Source organism: Streptomyces sp. NPDC002156 (assembly GCF_053593675.1).
This window is the reverse complement of record NZ_JBSFDA010000026.1, coordinates 28,035-45,912: the sequence shown is the minus strand read 5'-3', so window position 1 is coordinate 45,912 and position 17,878 is coordinate 28,035. Positions and strand designations below refer to the sequence as shown.

The 17,878-nt window shown below is 71.1% G+C and carries 16 protein-coding genes and 1 tRNA gene; 10 read left to right on the top strand and 7 right to left on the bottom strand.

From position 1 onward, the window contains the following. Window positions 1-363: 363 nt before the first annotated feature. The 4 genes from ACWCRB_RS14090 to ACWCRB_RS14075 all read right to left on the bottom strand — a co-directional run bounded on the left by ACWCRB_RS14090 (window position 364) and on the right by ACWCRB_RS14075 (window position 3,080). Window positions 364-1,023, bottom strand: coding sequence for an HAD family hydrolase (locus ACWCRB_RS14090; protein WP_450996270.1), 660 nt, complete (start codon window positions 1,021-1,023; stop codon window positions 364-366). Between the two features lie 199 nt (window positions 1,024-1,222). Beyond that, complete coding sequence (locus tag ACWCRB_RS14085) at window positions 1,223-1,804, bottom strand: TMEM165/GDT1 family protein (RefSeq protein WP_235479473.1); 582 nt, start codon at window positions 1,802-1,804, stop codon at window positions 1,223-1,225. A gap of 215 nt (window positions 1,805-2,019) precedes the next feature. Then, window positions 2,020-2,544 carry an nSTAND1 domain-containing NTPase gene (locus ACWCRB_RS14080; RefSeq protein WP_450996269.1) on the bottom strand — a complete coding sequence of 175 codons (525 nt, stop codon included), beginning with the start codon at window positions 2,542-2,544 and terminating at the stop codon, window positions 2,020-2,022. Window positions 2,545-2,591: 47 nt separating this feature from the next. Continuing rightward, window positions 2,592-3,080 (bottom strand): hypothetical protein, encoded by a 489-nt coding sequence (locus tag ACWCRB_RS14075; protein WP_450996268.1) that lies wholly within the window; start codon window positions 3,078-3,080, stop codon window positions 2,592-2,594. Between the two features lie 263 nt (window positions 3,081-3,343). Here ACWCRB_RS14075 and ACWCRB_RS14070 point away from each other — a divergent pair, with 263 nt between their 5' ends. The 6 genes from ACWCRB_RS14070 (at window position 3,344) to ACWCRB_RS14045 (ending at window position 11,591) form a co-directional block, all read left to right on the top strand. Further along, window positions 3,344-3,988: an HNH endonuclease family protein gene (locus ACWCRB_RS14070; protein WP_450996267.1), complete on the top strand. Its 645-nt coding sequence runs from the start codon at window positions 3,344-3,346 to the stop codon at window positions 3,986-3,988. A 139-nt stretch (window positions 3,989-4,127) separates the two neighbouring features. After that, a complete protein-coding gene (locus ACWCRB_RS14065; RefSeq protein ID WP_450996266.1) occupies window positions 4,128-5,789 on the top strand; it encodes an alkaline phosphatase D family protein in 1,662 nt (553 codons plus the stop codon). 215 nt (window positions 5,790-6,004) lie between these two features. Next, a complete protein-coding gene (locus ACWCRB_RS14060) occupies window positions 6,005-7,966 on the top strand; it encodes an FAD/NAD(P)-binding protein (protein ID WP_450996299.1) in 1,962 nt (653 codons plus the stop codon). Between the two features lie 93 nt (window positions 7,967-8,059). Further along, the gene (locus ACWCRB_RS14055) at window positions 8,060-8,500 is read left to right on the top strand and encodes a DoxX family protein (protein WP_405537915.1); all 441 of its coding nucleotides are present in this window, start codon (window positions 8,060-8,062) and stop codon (window positions 8,498-8,500) included. Window positions 8,501-8,715: 215 nt separating this feature from the next. Beyond that, a complete protein-coding gene (locus ACWCRB_RS14050) occupies window positions 8,716-9,351 on the top strand; it encodes a DedA family protein (RefSeq protein ID WP_450996265.1) in 636 nt (211 codons plus the stop codon). A 254-nt stretch (window positions 9,352-9,605) separates the two neighbouring features. Next, on the top strand, window positions 9,606-11,591 hold the full coding sequence (locus tag ACWCRB_RS14045) for an RICIN domain-containing protein (RefSeq protein WP_450996264.1): 1,986 nt from the start codon (window positions 9,606-9,608) through the stop codon (window positions 11,589-11,591). 106 nt (window positions 11,592-11,697) lie between these two features. Here ACWCRB_RS14045 and ACWCRB_RS14040 read toward each other — a convergent pair whose 3' ends face one another. After that, window positions 11,698-11,940 carry a DUF2277 domain-containing protein gene (locus ACWCRB_RS14040; protein WP_450996263.1) on the bottom strand — a complete coding sequence of 81 codons (243 nt, stop codon included), beginning with the start codon at window positions 11,938-11,940 and terminating at the stop codon, window positions 11,698-11,700. Window positions 11,941-12,020: 80 nt separating this feature from the next. Between ACWCRB_RS14040 and ACWCRB_RS14035 the strand changes: the two genes are divergently transcribed. Both ACWCRB_RS14035 and ACWCRB_RS14030 read left to right on the top strand, forming a co-directional pair. Beyond that, a complete protein-coding gene (locus tag ACWCRB_RS14035; protein WP_450996262.1) occupies window positions 12,021-12,950 on the top strand; it encodes a ketopantoate reductase family protein in 930 nt (309 codons plus the stop codon). A 102-nt stretch (window positions 12,951-13,052) separates the two neighbouring features. Further along, window positions 13,053-13,406: a hypothetical protein gene (locus ACWCRB_RS14030; protein WP_235479466.1), complete on the top strand. Its 354-nt coding sequence runs from the start codon at window positions 13,053-13,055 to the stop codon at window positions 13,404-13,406. Window positions 13,407-13,427: 21 nt separating this feature from the next. Here the strand turns inward: ACWCRB_RS14030 and ACWCRB_RS14025 are convergent, their stop codons facing one another. Beyond that, window positions 13,428-14,978, bottom strand: a complete 1,551-nt coding sequence (locus ACWCRB_RS14025; RefSeq protein WP_450996298.1) for a serine/threonine-protein kinase — start codon at window positions 14,976-14,978, stop codon at window positions 13,428-13,430. Between the two features lie 159 nt (window positions 14,979-15,137). After that, window positions 15,138-15,212: transfer RNA gene (locus ACWCRB_RS14020), tRNA-Val, on the bottom strand. 222 nt (window positions 15,213-15,434) lie between these two features. Here ACWCRB_RS14020 and ACWCRB_RS14015 point away from each other — a divergent pair. Continuing rightward, the gene (locus tag ACWCRB_RS14015; RefSeq protein ID WP_450996261.1) at window positions 15,435-16,214 is read left to right on the top strand and encodes a DUF4097 family beta strand repeat-containing protein; all 780 of its coding nucleotides are present in this window, start codon (window positions 15,435-15,437) and stop codon (window positions 16,212-16,214) included. A 133-nt stretch (window positions 16,215-16,347) separates the two neighbouring features. Next, entirely contained in the window at window positions 16,348-17,808 is a 1,461-nt protein-coding gene (locus tag ACWCRB_RS14010; protein WP_450996260.1) for a hypothetical protein, read from the top strand. The last annotated feature ends 70 nt before the right edge of the window (window positions 17,809-17,878 follow it).

The following is a 17,878-nucleotide window of genomic DNA, read 5'->3' as shown; positions in this document are numbered from 1 at the left end:
GGGGCATCAAAACGCGAGAACCACAGACGGACCCGCTTTTAGGAGGCGGCACGGGGCATCAAAACGCGAGAACCACAGACGGACCCGCTTTTAGGAGGCGGCACGGGGCATCAAAACGCGAGAACCACAGACGGACCCGCTTTTAGGGGCGCGGGGAACTGCGCGACCAGCCCCCACCGACCCGCAGCCTCAACACAACCCTCCCCCGCGAACCACTCAACCGACGGGCCCGACCCTCAGGGACCGCACGGGGCGCCAACAACGCCAGAGCCACAGCCGCGCCCGGCTTTCAGGGGCGCGGGGAACTGCGCGACCAACCCCCACCGGCCCGCAGCCTCAACACAACCCTCCCCCGCGGAGCACTCAACCGACGTACACCCGCAACTCCCCGCCCCCCACGCTCTCAACCCGCACCCCACTCAGATCCGCCACCACCACATCAGGCCGGTGAAAGTGGGCCCGAGGCCCAACCCCCACCACCCGCATCCCCGCGGAGCGCCCCGCCGAGATCCCGGCCCCAGAGTCCTCGAACACCAAACAATCCGCAGGGTCGACCCCCAACTCGGCCGCCCCCTTCAAAAACCCCTCAGGATCCGGCTTGCTCGCACCGACGGACTCGGCGGTCACCCGGACATCCGGCAGCGCCAACCCCGCCGCAGCCATCCGCGCGGTCGACAGCGCCACGTCGGCAGAGGTCACCAGAGCATGCGGAAGCCCCCGCAGAGACTCCAGCAACGCACCAGCGCCCGGTATCGCCACGACACCGTCCAGATCCGCGGTCTCCTCCGCGAGCATGCGCGCGTTGTCCGCGTAGTTCTGCTCCATGGGCCGATCGGGCAGCAGCACGGCCATCGAGGCGTACCCCTGCCGCCCGTGCACCACCTTCATGACCTCGTCGCCGTCCAGCCCGTGCCGATCGGCCCAGCGCCGCCAGATGCGTTCGACGACGGCGTCCGAGTTGACGAGGGTGCCGTCCATGTCGAGGAGAAGGGCACGGGCGGTGAGCACGGCGGGGACCGTCATCGGCAGACTCCAAGGCACGGCACAGGACAGCACAGATACGGGACCAAGGCGGCCCCGCCCGCCGGTCAGGGAAAACGGGCGGGAGCCACTTTGTTCCCACACGGTACAAAAGAAAGGGTGCCGCCCGCTACCGCCTTCGGCAACAGTTCACCAACAGGCCACCTACGAAGCGCCCCCACCCACAACCCGCAACCCCTCCCTACCCAGCCACCGCCTCCCAAAGACTCCACACCCCGAGCGCCAGCATCAGCACGGCCGCGATCTTGGTGATCAGCTCCAGCGGCACCCGCTTCATCAGGGCCCGCCCACCCACGATCCCGAGCCCGGCCACCGCCCACAGCGCGAGCACCGCACCGAGCCCCACGGAGAGCGGGTCGTCGTAGCGGGCGGCGAGGTTGGCCGTCATGATCTGCGTGAGATCGCCGAACTCGGCGACGAGGATGAGCATGAAGCCGGCCCCGGACACCTTCCAGAAGGACTGGTCCTCGGGCCGCCGCACCTCCGCCTCGTCCTCCCCCTTCTTCATGAGCAGCACGGCCGCCCCGCCCAGGAAGAGCACGCCGGTCAGCGCGTGGACGAGCTGCTGCGGAAGCAGGGTGAGCACGCTGCCCGCCGCGACTGCGAGCACGACATGCAGCGCGAACGCGGCGGCGACGCCGGCGAAGACGTACGAGGCGCGATAACGGGTGCCGAGGACGAGCCCGGCGAGGGCGGTCTTGTCCGGCAGTTCGGCGAGGAAGACGACGCCGAAGACAAGCGCCGTCACGGTGAAGCTGATCAAGGTTCCTCAATCGGTCGGGGCCGCCCCACCGAGAGTGTTACCGCTGAACGACACCTCGGCACGGCAGCACACAGTCAGTGCACTACTGGCCGAAGGTCTCGCTGGCGGGCCACACATGGCCTGCCTCCGGGCGCCGGCTCAGACGAGCTGAGCAGTATGTCGACGGTCCGGCGAAGAGCTACTCCCCTTCTGCGCCGTCCATCGTACGCGACGGGTCAGGGCAGCGAGTAGTCGTCACCGTCAGGGGAGCAGCCGGCGATCATGATGTCCTCTTCCGGGCTGAAGGCAACCGGCGACGCGGCGTCCTGGAGAGGGCTGGTGGTCGGTCGCTTCGGACGGGCAGGGGCGGAGAGGTCCCACAGGTGCACGGCCAGTGACGACTTCCCGGCGCCCAAGGGCGCGACCACGGCCACCGGACCGCCGGTGCGCAGCCGTTCGTCCAGCCGGAGGAGGAGTTCGGCGGTGGCCGTGTCACGACCGAAGAACCATGCGGACTGCTCGGGGCCGAAGGCGGAGAGCCCCGGGTACGGACAGTCGTCGAGGCGTGCGCCCGCGGTGGCCCGGCGGGCCGCCCGCACCCTGTCCGTGTAGTGGACGTGCAGATCCCGCTGGGCGGCGTAGAGGTCCCGCGCCGCCTGGAACACCCGTGCGCTGCCAGACACTTGGGCCTGGAACTCGACGCACGGCTCCTGCTCCTGCTCCTGCTCCCGCCCCTGCTGTCGCGGCGTCTGGAACCACACGCGCGGATCGTCCCCCGGCGACGATGCCGGCCGGCCCTCCGACCCGTTCACCGCTCCGTGATGTGCTGGTCCCGGCCCGCCTGGTACACCCGCCCGGAACCGGACGCCTGGGCCTTCATCACCACCGTGCCGCCCCGGGTGCCGTCCTCCTCGGGCAGCAGCGGGGTCAGTTCGGCGTCCAGGACGCGCCGCAACTCCCCGGCGAGGTCCGGGTGTTCACGCAGCAGCAGATGCAGCCGGAACTGCCAGTCCGTCTCCAGCGCGGACACCACGGGCGAGGGAGCGCCTTGGACGGCCCCGCCCTCCAGCGCCGCCAGCAACCGCGTACGCGCCTGCCCGAACTCCGCGCCCACCGTGTCGGCTTCCGCCTCCGGCCGCACCCGGCGCCACAGTGCGACGAGCGCCCGTTTCGCCTGCTGCCAGGAGTCGGTGGCCATCGCCCCGACAAGTGCCGTTCCCACCGCTACCGCCAGCGGATCCATCGCAGCCCCCAGCGGATCCCGCGCGCCCCCGTGACCGCGGGTCCTGGATTTCACGGTAGCCCTCACGGCCGGGCCGGGTGTCCGAAACGGCGCTACTTTCCGCATCATCCAGGCCTGTTACGGAATCAGTGGAATCAGCGGAACCAACCGCACCATTCGTCCCGGCCGGCCGGCGCCCGAGAAAATCAGCAGCCCAAAACCTTGCCTTGACATGTGCACGTCACTAACTTCTTACCCAACGCTCATTCCCCGGCAACACTGCGACGCGACCATTCACTCGCTCGCGTTCAACACCCCCATCCCCCGAGGGAGTTCGCATGCCGAAGTTCTACGCGCGTCGACGGCTCAGCATACTCGCCGCTCTTACCGGACTCATAGCCTCGGTCGGACTTTTCAACGGTCCGACCGCCTCCGCCGCTCTCCCCACCCCGGTCAGCGCCGCCACCGCCCGCACCTACCTCGCCTCGCTCACCGTGGCGACCGAGGACCGCACCGGCTACGACCGCGACCTGTTCAACCACTGGATCACCATCTCCGGCACCTGCAACACCCGTGAGACGGTCCTGAAGCGGGACGGTACGAACGTCGTCACCAGCTCCGCCTGTGCCGCCACCAGCGGCTCCTGGTACTCCGTGTACGACGGCGCCACCTGGACCGCCGCCTCCGACCTCGACATCGACCACCTGGTCCCGCTGGCCGAGGCCTGGGACTCCGGCGCCGACTCCTGGAGCAGCGCCACCCGCCAGGCGTTCGCCAACGACCTGACCCGTCCGCAGCTCATCGCCGTCACGGACAACGTGAACCAGTCGAAGAGCGACCAGGACCCGGCCGAGTGGATGCCCTCCCGCACCGCGTACACCTGCACGTACGTCCGCGCCTGGGTCCAGGTGAAGTACTACTACGACCTCTCGGTCGACTCGGCCGAGAAGAGCGCCCTCACGAGCTACCTCGCCAGCTGCTGATCAACTCCTGAGCGGCGGGCGGCCGTTCGGCCACTGAACAGGCCACCGACCGACCCGCCAACCAAATGCACCATGCACGGAACCTCCCCGCCCTCCCCCGTCGTCCGTACCGTACGGTGCGACGGAGGAGGGTGATCACGTGGCGACACTTCGCCTGGGACCGCTGCTGAGGTATGCCGACGACTCGGCTGCGACCATCTGGGTCGAGGCAAGCCGCCCGTGCGTCGCCGAGGCGCGCTGTACAGAGGGCGCCGGCGGCGGCACCGCCCGCACCTTCCAGGTCGCGGGCCACCACTACGCGCTGATCCCGGTGACCGGCCTCGCGCCGGGCACGACGACACCGTACGAGGTGTTCCTGGACGGCGTCCGCGTGTGGCCGCTGCCCGACTCGCCCTTCCCGCCCTCCGTCATCCGCACCGCCGAGGACGGAGCGGGCGAGGGGGAGGGCGACGGGTTCCGGGTCGCCTTCGGCTCCTGCCGCTGGGCCGCGCCGCCCGTCGACGACAAGGACCCGGTCGGCGCGGACGCCCTGGACACCCTGGCCGCGCGCATGGCCGCCGACCCCATGGGCGAGCGCCCGGACGTACTCCTCCTGCTGGGCGACCAGGTGTACGCCGACGAGGTGTCCGACGCCACCCGCCGCTGGCTGGCCGCCCGCCGCGACCTGTCGGAACCGCCGGGCGCGCAGGTCGCGGACTACGAGGAGTACACCCACCTCTACTACGAGTCCTGGCTCGACCCCGAGGTCCGCTGGCTGCTGTCCACCGTCCCCACCTGCATGATCTTCGACGATCACGACGTCATCGACGACTGGAACACCAGCGCGGCCTGGCTGGCCGACATGCGGGAGACCCCGTGGTGGCGCGAGCGGCTGCTGAGCGGCCTGATGTCGTACTGGGTGCACCAGCACCTGGGCAACCTCACCCCGGCCGAACTCGCCACCGACCCGCTGTACGCGGCCGTACGCGAGAGCCCCGACGGTACGGACGTCCTGCGCGCCTTCGCCGCCAAGGCGGACGCCGACGCCGCCTCGGTCCGCTGGAGCTACCGGCGCGACCTCGGCCGCGTACGCCTGCTGATGGTGGACAGCAGGGCGGCCCGGGTGCTCGACGAGAACAGCCGCGCGATGCTGGACCCGGGCGAGGCGGAATGGGTGCGGGAGCAGGCGCTGGACGCCCCCGGCTCGTACGACCATCTCCTCATCGGCACCTCGCTGCCCTGGCTGCTCCCCCACCTCGTGCACGACGCCGAGGCCTGGGACGAGGCCCTGTGCCGGGGCGAACGGGGCGAACGCTGGGCCCGGTTCGGGGAGAAGCTGCGCCGCGCGGCCGACCTCGAACACTGGGCGGCGTTCACCACCTCGTTCGCCGACCTGGCCGCTCTGATCGCGGAGGCCGGCTCGGGCCCCGAGGCCCCGGCGACGGTGCTGGTCCTGTCGGGAGACGTCCACCACGCGTACGCGGCCGAGCCCACCTGGCCCGAGGCCGACCGCCCGGACGCCCGCGTCCTGCAGCTGACCTGCTCCCCCGTCCACAACGCCATCCCTCTCCACATAAGGGTCGGCTTCCGCCTGGGCTGGAGCGGTCTGGGCCGCGCCCTGGGCCGCCGTTTCGCCCGGCACGGCCGGGTCCCGCACCCACCGGTCAAGTGGCGCCGGACGGGCGGCCCCTGGTTCGGCAACATGCTGATGACCCTGACCCTGCACGGCCGTTCGGCCCGACTGCGGCTGGACCGGGTCCGCGAGCAGAAGGGCGGCCGCCCACAGTTGGAGACGGTCACGGAGTCACAGCTGAGCGGGTGAGACTTCCGCAGTGAGGCATCCCACACCGGCGGCGATCCCCGTCCCCGGTGCTCGGCTCTCTCAGCTCCCGGCGGCATGATGAGGCGGACCGTCCGCTTCCAGTGGACGGTCTGCTGCCATCGCGCCCCACACGCCCGGGAGTACCCCCCTTGTCTCCAGCGCCCGTCGAGCCGCCGTCCAGGACCGCCCCGGAGGCCACGCCCCGGCCCCCCTCCGTGTCCGTCGCCCTGGTCGGTGCCGGGCCGCGCGGCACCAGCGTGCTGGAGCGTCTCTGCGCCTCCGCGCCGGAACTCCTGGCGCCCGGGGCCCGGTTGACCGTCCATGTCGTCGACCCGGCACCGCCGGGCGCGGGCCAGGTCTGGCGCACCTCGCAGTCGCCCCGGCTGCTGATGAACACGGTGGCCTGCCAGGTGACCCTCTTCACCGACGACAGCGTGGACTGCTCGGGCCCGGTCCGCCCGGGCCCCAGCCTGTACGAGTGGGCACGCGACGAACAGGGCGTGGACGCGGGCGAGTTGGGGCCGGACGACTACCCGACCCGCGCCCACTACGGGCGTTACCTGGAGTGGGTGTTCGCGAAGACCGTGCGCGAGGCGCCGCCCGCCGTACACGTCGAGACCCACACGAGCCGCGCGATCCGCCTCGACGACGCCCCCGACGGCAGCCAGACCCTCACCCTCGCCAACGGCCGTACCCTGTCCGCCCTTTCGGCCGTCGTCCTCGCCCAGGGCCACCTCCCCCTCCTCCCGGACGAGGAACAGCAGCGCCTCACCTCGTACGCCACCGGGCACGGCCTCTGCCACGTCCCGCCCGCCAACCCGGCCGACGTCGACCTCTCCCCGCTCGCCCCCGGCGAACCGGTCCTGCTGCGCGGCCTGGGCCTCAACTTCTTCGACCACCTCACCCTCCTGACGACGGGCCGAGGCGGCCGTTTCACGCACAGCCCCGAGGGCGGACTGCGCTACGTTCCCTCCGGACGCGAACCACGCCTCTACGCCGGTTCGCGGCGCGGCATCCCGTACCAGGCGCGCGGCGACAACGCGAAGGGCCCGTACGGCAGGCACACCCCGCTCGTCCTCACCGACGAGGCGACAGCCGGCTTCCGCAAACGCGCCGTCTCCGGCGAGGCACCCGACTTCCGCACCGAGATATGGCCCCTGGTGGCGAAGGAGGTCGAGACGGTCTACTACGAAACCCTGCTGCGCACACGGGAGTCGACCGCCCAGTCGCTCGGATCGCCCGACTTGCTCGACGACTTCCAAGGCCGCTTCCTCGCCGCCCCGCACGGCACCTCCCAAGAGGCGGCCGTACTCGACGAGTTCGGCGTTCCGGAGGCCGACCGCTGGTCCTGGGAGCGGATTTCGCGGCCGTACGCCGGACAGGTCTTCCCCGATGCCACCGCCTGGCGGAGCTGGCTGCTGACCCATCTGCGCGAGGACGCCGCCCAGGCCGCGCTGGGCAACGTCGACGGGCCTGTGAAGGCCGCCCAGGACGTACTGCGCGACCTGCGCAACGAGTTGCGGCTGATCGTCGACCACGGCGGACTGCCGGGCGACTCGCGCCGGGACGACCTGGACCGCTGGTACACCCCGCTCAACGCCTTCCTGTCCATCGGACCGCCCCGGCGACGCGTCGAGGAGCTGACGGCCCTGGTGGCGGCGGGCGTGGTGGAGATACTCGGACCCCGCCTCGACGTGCGGGCCGAGGACGGGGCCTGGGTGGCGCACTCCCCCGACGTGCCGGGCTCGGCCGTACGCGTGACCTCGCTCATAGAGGCACGGCTGCCGGAGCCCGACCTGCGCCGCACGGCCGACCCCCTCCTCGCCCAACTCCTGGGGACGGGCAGAGCGAGGCCCCATGTCATAGACGGCTACGAGACCGGCGGACTGGACGTGACCCTGCGTCCATACCTCCTGATGGACCGTCAAGGTCGGCCCCAGGCACGGAGGTTGGCGTTCGGGGTGCCCACAGAGGGCGTGCACTGGGTGACCGCGGCCGGGGCCCGCCCAGGCGTGGATTCGGTCACACTCTCGGACGCGGACGCGGTGGCACGGGCAGTGCTGCGCATGACCTCACAGGCATTCCCACCTGCGAAAATCGGCACACCGGAGGGGGAGTCGGAGGCCCGTCCGAAGGCAAAGCGGTGGCCAAATGTTGAACTTGCAAGCATTGATTAGGCCCCCCTACGGTGGACTACCCGCTCGGTTCATCCCCCAGGAACGCCCCGTCCCCCGGACGGAGCGATTCAGACCGAAGGAGACATCCCCCACATGTCCGCTCGCCTCAACAACGCTCAGCCCTACGCCATCGGCCTCTTCCGGATCGTGGTCGGCCTGCTCTTCGCCTGCCACGGCGCCCGTTCGCTCTTCGGCGTCCTCGGCGGCGAGGAGACCGTCGCGGCCGGCACCTGGCCCGGCTGGTACGCGGCCGTGATCGAACTGGTCGGCGGCAGCCTGGTCCTGCTGGGCCTCGGCACCCGCGTCGCCGCGTTCATCGCCTCGGGCGCGATGGCGTACGCGTACTTCGACGTCCACCAGCCCAACGCCCTCATGCCGATCCAGAACCAGGGCGAACTGGCCGCCGCCTTCTGCTGGGCGTTCTTCCTGCTGGTCTTCACCGGCTCCGGCGCCTTCGGCGTGGACCGGCTGTTCGCGAAGCGCTCCTCGTCCGCGACGAAGACGTCCCGGGACAAGACGCCGGTAGCGGCCTGACACAACCCGATCCACACTCCGGTGCCCATCCCCGCATCCAGGGGGTGGGCACCGCGTGCGTCGGAGTGAACATGGTGTGGCGAACACATGAGCCCCCGGTGGATCTCCTGTCCGCCCCCAGGCGTACGCTGTATGGCTGTCACACGCCGCCCGCCGCTCCCCCGCGAGGTAGCGGCACGAGATCGGGCGAACGGGGGAGTCACGGGGAGTCTGCGGTGCTTGAGAGTGTGGGGTCACTGACCGGGACCCCTTGGATCTACGCCCTGGTGGGCGCGTCCGTCCTGTTCGACGTCCTCGTACCGGTACTGCCGAGCGGCGTCCTGGTCATCACGGCCGCCACGGCTGCCGCCGCCGGTTCGGGCGCGGCCACCGGACAGGTACCGCAGGAGGTCCCCGACATCCTGGCGCTCACCCTGTGCGCGGCCACGGCATCGGTCCTCGGCGACCTGGTGGCGTACCGGCTGGCCTGGCACGGCGGGGCCCGACTGGACCGCGCGATCGCCCGCTCCCGACGCCTGACCAGCGCGCAGGAACGTCTCGGCCAGGCCCTCGCCCACAGCGGCGGCATCCTGGTGGTCGTCGCCCGCTTCGCCCCGGCAGGCCGCTCGGTGGTCTCCCTCGGCGCCGGCGCCGCCCACCGCCGGGTAGGCGAGTTCCTCCCCTGGTCCATCGTGGCCGGCCTCGCCTGGGCCGCCTACAGCGTCGCCCTCGGCTACTTCGGCGGCCAATGGCTGGGCGCAACCTGGCTGGCAACAGGCGTCTCGGTGGCAGCCTTGTTCGGCGCGGGCGCGGGAGCAGCATTCCTGATGCGCCGCCCACGAGTATCGGGCGGGCAAGGGGCTCCTGTTTAACGGGCGTTGAGGAGACGCGCCCTTCAGGGGCGCGGGGAACTGCGCGACAAGCCACATCGGACCCGCACCCGCCTCACAACAGAACCCCCCACCCCTTTAGGCACCCCAAGCCCCGCCCGAATTCCCCCGGTTGGGAAAACCCCTTCTGTCACAACCGTTGACTTCACCCTCCCCTCGCTCTAATTTCAGCGCGCCCCCCTCGTTCGGTTCGCCGATCGCAGTTCGAAATACCGACCAAACCCCTCGGGAGCCGCATGTACCCCCCGCCGCGCTCATCCCTCTTCAGACGCACAGCGATCCGCGCCCTGGCCCTGGCAACAGCGGCAGCCGCAGCCCTCGTCTTCGCCCAGCCGCAGGCCGGAGAAGCCCCCACCCTCGACAACACCACCCCCGTCGCCGCCTCCACCCGCCAGATCCCGGTCCCCACCGCCCCCATGGGCTGGGCCTCCTGGAACAGCTTCGCGGCGGTCATCGACTACAACGTGATCAAGGGCCAGGTCGACGCGTTCGTCGCGGCAGGCCTCCCCGCGGCCGGCTACAACTACATCAACATCGACGAGGGCTGGTGGCAGGGCACTCGGGACAGTGCCGGCAACATCACCATCGACGAGTCCGAGTGGCCCGGCGGTATGAGCGCCATCGCCGACTACATCCACAGCAAGGGCCTCAAGGCCGGCATCTACACGGACGCCGGCAAGGACGGCTGCGGCTACTACTACCCGACGGGCCGCCCCGCCGCCCCGGGCAGCGGCAGCGAGGGCCACTACGAGCAGGACATGCTCCAGTTCTCCAAGTGGGGCTTCGACTACGTCAAGGTCGACTGGTGCGGCGGTGACGCCGAAGGACTCGACGCGGCGACCACGTACAAGGCGATCAGCGACGCGGTGGCCACCGCGTCCGCCACCACCGGACGCCCGCTCACCCTCTCCATCTGCAACTGGGGCTACCAGAACACCTGGAACTGGGCCCCGGGCCTCGCCCCCCTGTACCGGACCAGCACCGACATCATCTTCTGGGGCAACAGCCCCTCGATGTCGAACATGCTGTCCAACTACGACCAGGGCCTGCACCCCACCGCCCAGCACACCGGCTACTACAACGACCCGGACATGCTGATGGTCGGCATGACGGGCCTCACCGCCGCCCAGAACCGCACCCACATGGCGCTGTGGGCCATCTCCGGCGCCCCGCTGCTGGCCGGCAACAACCTCTCGACGATGACCGCCGAGTCCGCCGCGATCCTCAAGAACCCCGAGGTCATCGCCGTCGACCAGGACGCGCGCGGCCTCCAGGGCGTCAAGGTCGCCGAGGACGTCACAGGCGCACAGGTGTACGGGAAGACGCTGTCCGGCACCGGCAAGCGTGCCGCCGTGCTCCTCAACCGCACCTCCTCCACCCAGAACATCACCGTCCGCTGGGCCGACCTGGGCCTGACGAGCGCGTCCGCGACCGTCCGTGACCTGTGGAGCCGGACGAACATCGGCTCGTACGCCACCGGCTACACCGCCAGTGTCCCGGCCGGCGGCTCGGTCATGCTCTCGATCACCGGCGGCACGGAGGCGGCGACCAGCGCGTACGAGCCCAACTCCGCCGGCAGTTACACCGCCGTGAACGCGGCGAACACCGGTCTCGCGGTCGCCGACTTCACGTACACGAACAACACGAGCACGGCCCGTACGGCGACCCTCAAGGTCAACGGCCAGACCTCGACCACGGTGTCCTTCCCGCCGACCGGCTCGACCCCGGGCACGATCTCCGTCCAGGTCTCCCTCTCGAAGGGCGCCGCCAACACGCTCGCCGTCACGAACGGCCCGACCCTGGGCACGCTGACCGTCCAGCCGGTGCCCGGTACGAACGGCAACCTGGTCGTCGGCACCCAGTCGAGCCGCTGCCTGGACATCTACAACAACACGATCACCAACGGCACCCAGGCCGAGCTGTGGGACTGCAACGGCGGCCGCAACCAGGCCTGGACGTACACCTCACGCAAGGAACTCGTGGTGTACGGCAACAAGTGCCTGGACGCCTACGACAACGGCACGACCAACGGCACCAAGGTCGTCATCTGGGACTGCCACGGCGGCAACAACCAGAAGTGGAACGTCAACAGCAACGGCACGATCACCAACGTCAACGCGGGCCTGTGCCTGGACGCGTACGGTGCGGGCACGGCCAACGGTACGCAGATGGTGCTGTGGGCCTGTGGCACTGGGGACAACCAGAAGTGGACGGTGAGTTAGCGCTCCCCCGATTGTGCGGTCGTGCGGTCGTTCTTTGACCACCGGCCGGTGGGGGCTGGTCGCGCAGTTCCCCGCGCCCCTTAAAAGCGGCAGCTCGGCGCGCGTCCTAGGACACGCGCCGAGCTGCTGTCGCACCACCCCCACCACGGACCTCGATCCCCGCAAGGAGTTCGGCCGTGGCCGCCGCGATCGCATCGACGGCGTGTTCGAAGACCTCGCGGTTGTGGGCGGCCGGGGTGCGGAAGCCGGAGACCTTGCGGACGTACTGGAGGGCGGCGGCCCTGATCTCGTCCTCGGTGGCCTCTTCGGGGATGACGGGCGGGCGAAGGGTCTTGATACTGCGGCACATGCCTCCAGTCTCGCCCACCCGAGTCCACATGCTGGAGCGGCACTGGAATACGGCAGATCACCGCCCCGATTGTGGGGGACATGACCTCCAGCGACCACACACCGAACCAGCCCCTCGCCGTCGCCGTCCTGGGCCCCGGAGGCGTCGGCGGCCTCCTCGCCGCCCTGCTCTCCCGGGCCGGCCACCGCGTGCTCTGCCTGTCCGGCGAGGACACCGCGCGCACGCTCCGCGAGGACGGAATCCGCGTCCGCAGCGGCCGGTTCGGCGAGTTCACGGCGAAGGTGGACGCGGCGACCGGGCTGACGGAGGCGTCCGGCCCCGTCGACGCCGTCCTCGTCACGGTCAAGCACACCCACCTCGACGCCGCCCTGGAACGCGTCCCGGCGAAGGCACTGGGCGACGCCCTGGTCGTACCGTTCCTCAACGGCATCGAACACCCGGCCGACCTGCGCGCCCGCTACGGCGCCGACCGTGTCGCCCCGGCCGTGATCCGCGTCGAGTCGACCCGTACGGCACCCGGCGTGATCGAACACGCGAGCCCCTTCGTCGAGATCGACCTGGCCGGCGACCCGGTACCGCGCGAGCGCCTCGACACGCTGGCCGCCGCCTTCACGGCCGCCGGACCGGTCACCCGCGTCCTGCCCGACGAGACGGCGGCACTGTGGGCGAAGATGTCGTTCCTCGCTCCCTTCGCCCTGCTGACCACCCGGTACGGGCTCCCCCTGGGCGACGTCCGCACCCGCCACCGCGACGAACTGACCGCACTGGTCGAGGAGACGGCGGCAGTGAGCCTGGCCTCCGGCGGCCCCTCGGACCCCGCCCAGGCCCTGGCCCGCTACGACAATTTCGCCCCGGCCACCAGGTCGTCGATGCAGCGCGACGCCGAGGCGGGCCGCCCGCTGGAACTGGACGCGATCGGCGGAGCCCTGCTGCGCGCGGCCGAACGGCACGGCGTGGACGTACCGGTGGCGACGCGGGTGGTGCGGGAGCTGACGGCCGGGACCCGCTGACCGACCGCCGTTCGCGGGAAACCGAACCCGTCCGAGTGAAGGAGAGGAGGAAGTCCCCGAAGGAACTCGCATCCCAAAATCGAACAGGCGTACCATTGCCGCGTGGCGACGACCTATGACTTCCCGAGTGACCTCCTGGCGGGCCAGGAGGAGCTGCATCAGGTCCGGGCCGAGCTGTCGACCCTGCTGAAGCGGCTCCCCTGGTCGGTCGAGCCGCTGGACGGTTTCAGTGACACCGGCGGCTGGCGCAAGGTGGAGCGCCCCGCGTCACCGGGCTGGACGGCCGACGAACAGGCCGAGGTGGAGAAACTCCGGCGCCGGGAACACGAGCTGGCGGTGTTCGTGAGCGGCCACCGCTTCTGGGCCGAGGTCACGGGACCGGACCGGGTGGACGCCCGCACGCGGCTCAAGCACGCGCACGAAGAGAGGGAGGACCGCGAAGAGCGCGGTGAGTGACCCTCAGGAGGTGAGTGCTCCTCAGGAGGTGGTGCGGAAACCTTCCCGCACCCGGTCGAAGACCGGCCGGTAGGTGTCCCACTGCTTCTCGGGCGCGGAGACGTAGATGTCGTACTCCCGGCCGCCCTCCTGCCCGAAGCCGAGGTTGATGGCGTGGAAGACGCGCTCCCGGCCCCGGAAGGTGAACTCCCAGATGGCGCCCTTCTGGCCCCGGTACGTCGTGCGCTGCATGTAGAGCTTGCGGTACTTGCCCCCGGGATAGTTGATCTTCGTGTTCGCCTCGATGTCCTTGAAGTGCGCCAGGGCGTCGCCCGCGGGGTCGACTATGCCGATGGTGAGGCCGACCAGCCGGGTCTCGTCGATGTAGACGACGTCGCCGGACGTCCGCTTGCTCAGCGTCCAGCCGTCCGGCACCGGGAAGGCGACGCCGAGCGCCTTCTCCGTGACCAGGTGATAGCCGTCGGGGACGGGCGAGGGCGCGTACGTCGGGGTGGGGCTCGTCGCCGAACCCGCGCTCCGCGTGCCGTCGTCGCCGGGTGAGTTCAGGTAGTGGAGGCCGCCCGCCGTGGCCCCGGCGACCAGGATCACGGCGACCGCGCTCCAGAGGACGGTGCGGCGACCGCGCCCCTTGCGGGGCGGTACGGGGGCCGCCTTTCCGGTGCCGGTCCGCCTCCGGGTGCCGCCGGTACGGTCGGGATCCGGGCCCCCTCCCGGTATCGACATCGGACCGGATGCCGTCCACGCGCGCGGCTCCGTGTCCTCGGTGACCGCCCGCAGCGCCAGTTCCGTCTCCTCCGCCGAGGGCCGCTCGGCCGGGTCCTTGGCCAGCAGGGCCGTGATCAGCGGCTCCAGCGGTCCGGCCTGCTTCATCGGCTCCACGGGGGCGGTGACGATGGAGTACGCCGTCTCGACCGGCGTCAGCCTGCGGAACGGCGGCTGTCCCTCCACCGCCTGGTAGAGGGTCGCGCCGAGCGCCCAGAGATCGGAGGCGGGACCGGGGGTGTCGCCCTGGATGCGCTCCGGTGCCATGTAGTCGATGGAGCCGACGATCTCGCCGGTCCGGGTGAGGGTGCTGGTCCCGGTCGCGGTGGCGATGCCGAAGTCGGTGAGGACGACCCGGCCGCCCTCGGTGAGCAGGACGTTGCCCGGCTTGACGTCACGGTGCAGTACGCCTGCCTCGTGAGCGGCCCGCAGCGCGCCGACCATGCCCCGGCCGACCCTGGCGGCCTCCTCGGGCGAAACGGTTCCGCCGCTCTTGAGCAGGGCGCCCAGGGTGGTGGAAGGGACGTACTCCATCACGATGCAGGGCAGCCCGTCGTCCTCGACGACGTCATGGACGACGACCACGTTCGGGTGCGCGATCCGGGCCGCGCTCTGCGCCTCTCGGCGGGTGCGCTCGTACATCAGGGCCAGCTCGTCGTCGGCGAACCGCGAGTCCTCGTGCAGCCGCTTGAGCGCGACCCGGCGGTTGAGCATCTCGTCGGCGGCCAGCCAGACCGTGCCCATGCCGCCACGGCCGATCTGCTCGGTCAGCCGGTACCGCCCGGCGATGAGCCGTCCCTCGTCCGACACGTGCGACACGGCAACCCCTCTGATCCCACCGGCACTGCCGCTCACGATAACCGGCGGGTGCGAGGGGCCGATCCGAAGGTCGCGTTCACCACACCCGCCACACCCGCCACACGAAGAGGCCCCCCGGCGGAACCGCCGGGGGGCCTCTCACTTTGATCCTGGTGGGCGCGGACGGTTTCGAACCGCCGACATCCGCCTTGTAAGGGCGGCGCTCTACCACTGAGCTACGCGCCCAGGACGAGTCGTCAGCCTACATTGCCCGGGGCACTGCCTCGCAAACCCGTAACCGACCCTGAGATCCCGGGGCTCGGATTCGGGGGTTTTCCCCCGCATGGATCGGGGAGCGTCCCGGATGCCCCGGTGGGCGCCCGCTCCGTACGGTCGAAGGGTGTCGTAGGGCCGGCTCCACCGATCGCCGATCACCGGCCCCGCGTCCGTCTCAGGGGGAGAAGGACCATGGCCCGATCAGCAGTTCAGCGCACCCGTGCCATCGCCGTCACCGGCGTCGTCGCCGCGCTCGTCGTCACCGCTTCGGCCTGTGCCTCCGCGGGAGACGACAAGGATCCGGAGCAGCGTTCCTTCGCCCTGCAGGGGCGCACGCTCACCGTCGACTCGAACGACTCCGCGCTCGACATCGTCACCGCCGACGCGAACAAGTCGGGCCGGATAGAGGTCACCCGTTGGTTCCAGGGCTCCGTGGCCCTCGGCAAGGATCCCAAGGTGTCCTGGTCCATGAAGGACGACCGGCTGAAGCTGCGGGTGAAGTGCTCGGGCGTGGTCGCCGACTGCTCCGCCAAGCACCGGATCGAGGTCCCGCGCGGGGTCTCCGTGGTCGTGCGGAACGGGGACGGGAAGGTCACCGCGCGCGGCTTCGACCAGGCCCTGGACATCCGCTCCGAGGACGGCTCCGTCACCGTCGAGGACTCCACCGGGCCGCTGAAGCTGTACACCGACGACGGTTCGATCCGCGCCCTCGATGTGCGCTCCCGGCAGGTGCGGGCGCACTCGGAGGACGGCTCGGTGCGACTCGAACTGGCCTCCGTACCGGACCTGGTCGAGTCGAGCAGCGACGACGGCTCGCTCACGATCGAGCTGCCCCGGGAGACGTACCGCGTGACGGCGGACTCCGACGACGGCTCCGTGAAGGTGTCCGTACCACGCGACGAGCGCAGTACGCATGTGGTGTCCGCGAAGACGCAGGACGGGAGCATACGGGTGCGGGCCGCAGGCGAGTAGGCCTCGCGGTGGCCCGGTGCGCACCCCGGTGTACGACCGGGTACGCGCAGCGCGAACCGACCGGGCCGTGTGTTCGTCCTCAACCGGTGGGAGAATGAACCGGGCAGGGCAGATCACAGCACGGGAGAGGGATGTGACGGCGACCACTTCTGAGCCGTACACGCCGATTGCGCCGCTTGCGTCACGCGCGCACCAGTCGCCCCACCCGCCCCACCCGCCGGAGAACGCCGCACCGCACCGCTCGCCCGAGGCCCGCCGCTCCGGCGTGCGCGCCGCCGCCCGGGACGCGCTGACGCTCGTACTGCTGCCGTTGCCGCTGCTGCTCGCCGTGCCCGCCGCCTTCGCCGGGGGTGGTACTCGGCGGTGGTTCGGCGGGCGGGCCGAGAGCCAGCGGGCCGAGGCGCAGGCCGCGAAGGACGCCGCTGCCGCTGCCTTCTACGAACTGGACACCGCCCAGCGGGATCTGCGGATCTCGATAGAGACCATCAAGGCCGTCGACGCCACCCCCGCCGCCCGGCGTGCCGTCGCCGACTTCGAGGGGCTCGGGCGGCGGATCGACGAGGCCAGCGGGCAGTACATCACCGCCATCGACGCACACGATCTCGACCGCGACGACCTGGAGGCCTCGGCCGCCACCCACGCCCGTGCCGAGCTGACCCGGGCCAAGGAGGAGCTGGGGCGGGTCAAGCAGGACCTGGACCGCTTCGCGGACGGGCTCGGGCCGCTGCTCGGCAAGGCCGAGACCCAGCTGGCCCGGCTCGCGCCCTCCGTGGAGCGCGCCCGCCAGTCCCTGCTGGCCGCGTCGAACGCCCTGGACGCGGTACGGGGATCGGGGCTGCGGGCGGACGATCTGGCCGCCCGGCTCGCCGCCCTCGGGCCCGAGCTGACGCGGCTGAACCAGGGCGCGGGGCAGCACGGCGTACCGGACACGCTGGAGCGGGCCGACCGGGTCGCGCGTGAGGCGGAGGCGGTGCGGGCGGAGGCGGAGCGGCTGCCGGAGCGGGCGGCCGAGATCGATCACCGGCTGGTGTCGCTGCGTACCCGGGCCGAGGCGCTGACCACCCGGTCGGGGCAGGTGCAGCCGGTGCTCAGTGAGCTGCGGCGGCGGTTCTCGGCGGCGTGCTGGCAGGACCTCCAGCTCGTGCCGGAGCAGGCCACGGACCATGTGCGGCAGGCCGAGGCGAAGCTGAAGGAGGCGCAGGCGGCGCGGGACGCCCAGCGCTGGCCGGACGCGACGGCGCTGCTGTCGACGGTGCGGGCGCTGCTGAACACCACCGACGAGGCGGTGTCGGCGGCCGGGGAGCGGCTGCGGCGGCTGAACGCCGTACAGAAGGACCCGCAGGGCGAGATCGACCGTACGCGCTTCGCGATCCGGGACGCCCAGCGGCTGGCCATGTCGGGGCGCAACACGCCGGATCCCCGGGACGCCCGCCCGCTGGACGAGTCGGTGGCCCGGCTGGAGCGGGCGATCGCCTCGCTGGAGGGGCGGCATCCCGACTACTGGCACTTCCTGACGGAGACGGAGGCCGTGCGGCAGGCGGTGGCCGGTGTGGTGACCCGGATCCGGGAGGAACGCGGGACCACCGCCCACTGAGTGCGTATGCAAAGGCAGGGAGGCCCGCCGCCCCGGACCGGTGAAGGGCCGGAGCGGCGGGACCGGGTCT

Bases quoted from the DNA above. Each gene is read 5' to 3' on its own strand.
- ACWCRB_RS14090 (WP_450996270.1), bottom strand. From the start codon at position 1,023: ATGACGGTCCCCGCCGTGCTCACCGCCCGTGCCCTTCTCCTCGACATG.
- ACWCRB_RS14070 (WP_450996267.1), top strand. From the start codon at position 3,344: ATGCCGAAGTTCTACGCGCGTCGACGGCTCAGCATACTCGCCGCTCTT.
- ACWCRB_RS14055 (WP_405537915.1), top strand. From the start codon at position 8,060: ATGTCCGCTCGCCTCAACAACGCTCAGCCCTACGCCATCGGCCTCTTC.
- ACWCRB_RS14045 (WP_450996264.1), top strand. From the start codon at position 9,606: ATGTACCCCCCGCCGCGCTCATCCCTCTTCAGACGCACAGCGATCCGC.
- ACWCRB_RS14040 (WP_450996263.1), bottom strand. From the start codon at position 11,940: ATGTGCCGCAGTATCAAGACCCTTCGCCCGCCCGTCATCCCCGAAGAG.
- ACWCRB_RS14035 (WP_450996262.1), top strand. From the start codon at position 12,021: ATGACCTCCAGCGACCACACACCGAACCAGCCCCTCGCCGTCGCCGTC.
- ACWCRB_RS14015 (WP_450996261.1), top strand. From the start codon at position 15,435: ATGGCCCGATCAGCAGTTCAGCGCACCCGTGCCATCGCCGTCACCGGC.